7 protein-coding genes are annotated in these 4,796 nt (G+C 65.9%); 5 read left to right on the forward strand and 2 right to left on the reverse strand.

Annotation, left to right across the window (positions count from 1 at the left end; translation table 11 throughout):
• Positions 1 to 589: 16S rRNA (guanine(966)-N(2))-methyltransferase RsmD (gene rsmD / locus VGQ94_00005; protein HEV2020891.1), on the forward strand; the 589-nt coding region annotated here is incomplete at its 5' end.
• 208 nt (positions 590 to 797) lie between these two features.
• Here rsmD and VGQ94_00010 read toward each other — a convergent pair.
• Positions 798 to 1,352 carry a hypothetical protein gene (locus VGQ94_00010; protein HEV2020892.1) on the reverse strand — a complete coding sequence of 185 codons (555 nt, stop codon included), beginning with the start codon at positions 1,350 to 1,352 and terminating at the stop codon, positions 798 to 800.
• 208 nt (positions 1,353 to 1,560) lie between these two features.
• Between VGQ94_00010 and VGQ94_00015 the strand changes: the two genes are divergently transcribed.
• The 4 genes from VGQ94_00015 (at position 1,561) to VGQ94_00030 (ending at position 4,516) form a co-directional block, all read left to right on the forward strand.
• Complete coding sequence (locus VGQ94_00015) at positions 1,561 to 1,953, forward strand: RidA family protein (GenBank protein HEV2020893.1); 393 nt, start codon at positions 1,561 to 1,563, stop codon at positions 1,951 to 1,953.
• Between the two features lie 32 nt (positions 1,954 to 1,985).
• Positions 1,986 to 3,314: an amidohydrolase family protein gene (locus VGQ94_00020; protein ID HEV2020894.1), complete on the forward strand. Its 1,329-nt coding sequence runs from the start codon at positions 1,986 to 1,988 to the stop codon at positions 3,312 to 3,314.
• Between the two features lie 212 nt (positions 3,315 to 3,526).
• Positions 3,527 to 3,967 carry a CBS domain-containing protein gene (locus VGQ94_00025; GenBank protein HEV2020895.1) on the forward strand — a complete coding sequence of 147 codons (441 nt, stop codon included), beginning with the start codon at positions 3,527 to 3,529 and terminating at the stop codon, positions 3,965 to 3,967.
• A 39-nt stretch (positions 3,968 to 4,006) separates the two neighbouring features.
• Entirely contained in the window at positions 4,007 to 4,516 is a 510-nt protein-coding gene (locus VGQ94_00030; protein HEV2020896.1) for a DoxX family membrane protein, read from the forward strand.
• A 10-nt stretch (positions 4,517 to 4,526) separates the two neighbouring features.
• On the opposite strand, the gene VGQ94_00035 is transcribed toward VGQ94_00030, so the two are convergent.
• Positions 4,527 to 4,796: hypothetical protein (locus VGQ94_00035; protein HEV2020897.1), on the reverse strand; the 270-nt coding region annotated here is incomplete at its 5' end.

Genomic DNA, 4,796 nt, shown 5'->3' on the forward strand with positions numbered 1-4,796 from the left:
CCAAGGCCATCCGGCTCTGATGCGTGTTATCGCCGGCAAATTCCGCGGGCGTACGCTGCGCTTGCTGCGCCGCTTGGACCTGCGGCCCACCTCCGACCGCCTGCGCGAGACGCTTTTCGACGTGCTCAGCGGCGGCGAGCCTGAGCGGCTGGCGGGTACCGTCTGGCTGGACCTCTACGCCGGCACCGGCGCCGTGGGCATCGAAGCCCTGAGCCGCGGCGCGAGCGCGGTCTATTTTGTGGAGTCGTCGAAGAAGGCCGCGGCGCTGATTCAGGGAAACCTGAAGACGCTGGGAATCGCCGGCGGATTCGAGATGCTGGCGATGGATGCCGCGGCTGCCCTCCGCCGGCTGGAGGCCAAGAACCTGGCCTGCGACTTCTGCTTCCTCGACCCGCCCTATCGCATGCAGCAGGCCTACGCGGAAACGCTGGAGCTGCTGTCGCGCTCCCCGCTGCTGCACGCGGGAAGCATCGTGATCGCCGAGCACGAGAAGCGCTTCGATCCCGGGAGCGCCTTCGGTCCGCTGGCGCGCTACCGCGTGCTCAAGCAGGGGGACGCGGCGCTAAGCTTCTACCGATTGTCATCCTGAGCGAGCGCGAACGAAATGAGCGCGAGTCGAAGGACCCCGGGAACGCTCGCTAATCAGTGCGGCGCAAAGGCATTTCTACGAGAGCGATTCCTTGCGCTGCATCGTGAGAATGCCCTGGGGCCGCATCGTAGCGCGGGCGGGGTAGGGGCCCTTCGACTGCGCTCGGCTGTGCCTCGCTCCGCTCAGGATGACAACGCGGAAGAGAAAACTACATCAGCAGTTCAGCCGTCCGCCTTACGATGGGGTGCTGCATCTCGCTGAGGTCGTTTTTCACCAGGTTCAGTCCATAGACGCAGCGCTCGAACTCGCGCGAGAGCCGTGCGAACAGCGGCGCCACCTTCTCGTACTCGAAGTGCTCGAACTTGGAAACGATGAAGTAGCTCTCCTTGCCCGCCTTCATGAAGTCCACAAAGCCTTCCAGTCGCTGCCGCCGCAGACGGAAGTGGTTGATGCTCTCCGGAAACATGCCGGTGAAGAACAGGGTGTAGTCGCCGATGTGCTTGCGCACCTGGCGCTCGCGGTCGAAGGAGGGCGCGGGGCCATAGACCGGGTCGGACTGCAGCAGCATCTCTCCCACATCTGAGAGGGGACGCGCAGCGGCGTCGTGGATCTTATGCAGCTGCTCGACCTCGCAGAACTCGGTGAGCAGGTTGGCGACGTAGGCGCTGAGCGCGGGGTCGCGCAGCTCGATGCCGCTGGAAGCGTAGTGGCGCGCCACCAGCTCCTGGAACAACTGCCGCAGTGGATGCGATTCGGGAATCATGAGCCGTCTCTCCTCCTTCGCTGGCTTGGGCCTGCGTGGGAGAGCCTGCTGCGCGATTCTTACCCCAAATGGTTTGCGCGAAGCAAGTGCCTAGCGCGAGTCCGCCACCCGGAGGTCATCCGGGGAGGCCATAGATTTTGACGGCAGCCAGCGCCGTTTGGTTTCCCAGGGGTTAGAATTCCACTCCCCGTTCCGGGGGAGGCTGGCCATGCACCGGAAGAACATATCGAGCGGGACGCCCTGGGAGCCGGTGGTCGGCTACTCGCGCGCGGTGCGCGTGGGGAACGCCGTGTTCGTCTCCGGCACCACCGCCACCGACGCCGCGGGAAAGATCGTCGGCGCGGGCGACGCCTACGCGCAGACGGTGCAAACCCTACGCAACATCGAGGCGGCGCTGCGCCAGGCGGGCGCGCGCCTGAAGGACGTCGTCCGCACGCGCATGTTCGTGACCAACATCGCCGACTGGGAAAAGGTCGGCAAGGCGCACGGCGAGTTCTTCGGCGACATCCGCCCCGCCACCAGCATGGTCGAGGTGAAGGGGTTGATTGCGCCCGAGATGCTGGTGGAGATCGAGGCGGATGCGGTGATCGAAGGAAAATAGACTTTTCACCCCGGAGACACGGAGGCACGGAGATGAAGATTTCAAAGTTGGGGCTGATGGCGGTTCTGCTGATGACGACACTGGCGTGGGCGCAGAAGCCGGCGGCGATGGGAGCCGAACCGGTCACCGTCATCCACGCCGGGGTGTTGATTGACGGCAAATCGGACGCGCCGCAGCGCAACCAGGTCATCATCATCCGCGGCAACCGCATCACCGACGTCCTGTTCGAGGGCGCGGGGCGTGCCATCCCCGGCGGTCCCAACGTCACGACCATCGACCTTTCGCGCTCGACCGTCCTGCCCGGACTGATCGATACCCACACCCACATCTTCCTGCAGGGCGAAGACCCGGCCGAAGGCGGCTACGACGTGCAACTTCTGAAGTATCCGTTGGCGTATCGCGCGGCGCGGGCCACGGTGGCGGCGCACCGGGCGCTGGAGCAGGGCTTCACCACCATCCGCGACGTCGAGACTGAAGGCGCCGGCTACGGCGACGTCGGCATTCAGCAGGCCATCGACGAAGGCCGCATCCCCGGCCCGCGCATGTTCGTGGTGACGCGCGCCATCTCCACCACCGGCGGCTATCCGCTGCACGGCTATGCCCCGGAGATCGAGGTCCCCAAGGGCGCGCAGCTGGTGGACGGCCCGGTGGAAGCGCGCAAAGCGGCGCGCGAGCAGATGGAGCACGGCGCCGACTGGGTCAAGGTCTACATGACGCACCGCTCCTGGGTGGACAAGCAGGGCAACCTGGTCTCACAGCCCACGCTTACGCTGGAGGAGATCAAGGCCATCACCGACGAAGTGCACGGCTGGAAGCGCAAGGTGGCCTGCCACGCCTATAACGGCGTGGGACTGCAGCGGGCGCTCGACGGCGGCTGCGACTCCATCGAGCACGGCCTCGAGCTCACCGACGCGAACGTCGCTCAGATGCTGCGCCAGGGCACCTGGTACGTCCCCACCCTCGCGCCCTACTACTACGATTCGGCTCCGGAGAACACCCCCGAGGGCCGCCGCGACCGCAAGCGCGTGGCGGTGCACGGGCCATCCTTCCAGAAGGCGCTCAAGGCGGGCGTGAAGATCGCCTACGGCACCGACGCCGGCGGCTTCCCCTGGACGGACTCGGAGGCCCAGGAGTTCGCGCGCGAGGTGGAGTTCGGCATGACGCCCATGCAGGCCATCCAGTCGGCGACCTCGAAGGCGGCCGAACTACTGGACCGCGAGGGCGAGCTGGGCGTGATCGCCCCGGGGGCGTTGGCCGACATCGTCGCCGTGGAGGGCGACCCGCTCAAGGATGTCAAAGTGCTGGAGCACGTACGCTTCGTCATGAAAGACGGGAAGGTGTACAAGGACGAGGTGAAGTAGCCTGTCGTCCATTGGCCTGTCATCCTGAGCGAGCGCGAACGGCGTGAGCGCGAGTCGAAGGACCCCTATCATCACCACGGGCGTTCACTGGGTAGGGGTCCTTCGACTGCGCTCGGCCCGCCGCGCGGGCCTCACTCCGCTCAGGATGACAGCCTGCCTATTGACACCCGCCCCGCGAAGTTCATAATGTCCCTCCATCGCGGGGTGGTGTGATGAACATCCTCAGCCTGTGTGACGACAAGCCGGCCACGGTCCCTCCCGACGCCACGGTCGCGCAGGCCATCCAGACCATGCTGGACCAGCTTGTGGGCGCCGTCGCGGTGCTGGACGCCGAGGGCAAAGTAGCCGGCATCTTCACCGAACGCGACGTGCTGCAGAAGCTGGCGCTCAGCGGCCGCGATCCCCAGCAGGTCCCGGTGCGCGAACTGATGACCACGCCGGTGGAGATGGCCACGGTAGAGACCACGCCCGGCGAGGCGCTGGCGGAGATGGTCGAATGCCACGTCCGGCATCTGCCCATCGTGGACGCGAGCGGCAAACTCCTGGGCATGCTCTCCATTCGCAACCTGCTGCAGGCGCAAGTCGATGAGCTGGCCCACGACCTGGATTCGGTCGAACAGTACCTCTCCAACGACGGCCCCGGCGGGGACTAGCCGTCCAGGTAGACGCGGCCTGCGGCTGCAGAAAAGCCCATGGCGACTTCTTCTTCCACCCAAAGCGGAGCGCGCATGCTGGCGCTGACCCGCATCGTCATCGGGATCTTCTTTCTGTTTTTCGCGCAGTACAAGCTAGCCTCGCCCGACTTCGCCCACACCGGCTACGCCAAATCCGTCACCGGCTACATCCAATCGAGCGCGGTGAGCTTCTACAAGCCCTTCCTGCATAAGACGGTGGAGCACGCCGTCGCCTCCGGCTACGCCGTGGCCATCACCGAGCTGCTCATCGGGATCTCGCTGGTGCTGGGACTGCGCGTGCGCTTTTTCTCGGTGGTGGGCGCGCTCTTCATGCTCAACCTGGTGCTCTGCACCTGGAATGCGCCCGGGCCGGGGCCGCCGTGGCGCTATCTCGGCAACCAGCTCGGCAACATCCCGCTGCTCTGCCTGTTCCTAGTGTTCGCCGCTTGCCGCGCGGGCGAGACCTGGGGCCTGGACGACCGCGGCAAGCGCTCCGACCGCATTCGGGACGCCTACAAGAAATCTTAGAATCGAGATTTCAGTCCGCCGGCGCGCTCCTGAGCCGCATCATTGCCAGGATTCCCAGCAGCGGACCGATGGCCATCGCCGGCCCGGCCCACCGCCATCCCCAGTTTCCTCCCACCGCTGCCACCACACGCACCGAAAGGCTGGTGAGCAGGAAGCCCAGCGCCACCTGCATGGTCAGCGCCGTGCCTACATAGGAAGGATGGGAGACCTCGCTGACGATAGTGGAAAACTGCGCCGAGTCCGCCACCACGGCGATCCCCCAGACCAAAGAGACGGCGAC

It is taken from the genome of Terriglobales bacterium, from assembly GCA_035937135.1.
In the GTDB taxonomy this organism is placed as follows: Bacteria; Acidobacteriota; Terriglobia; order Terriglobales; family Acidobacteriaceae; genus DASYVL01.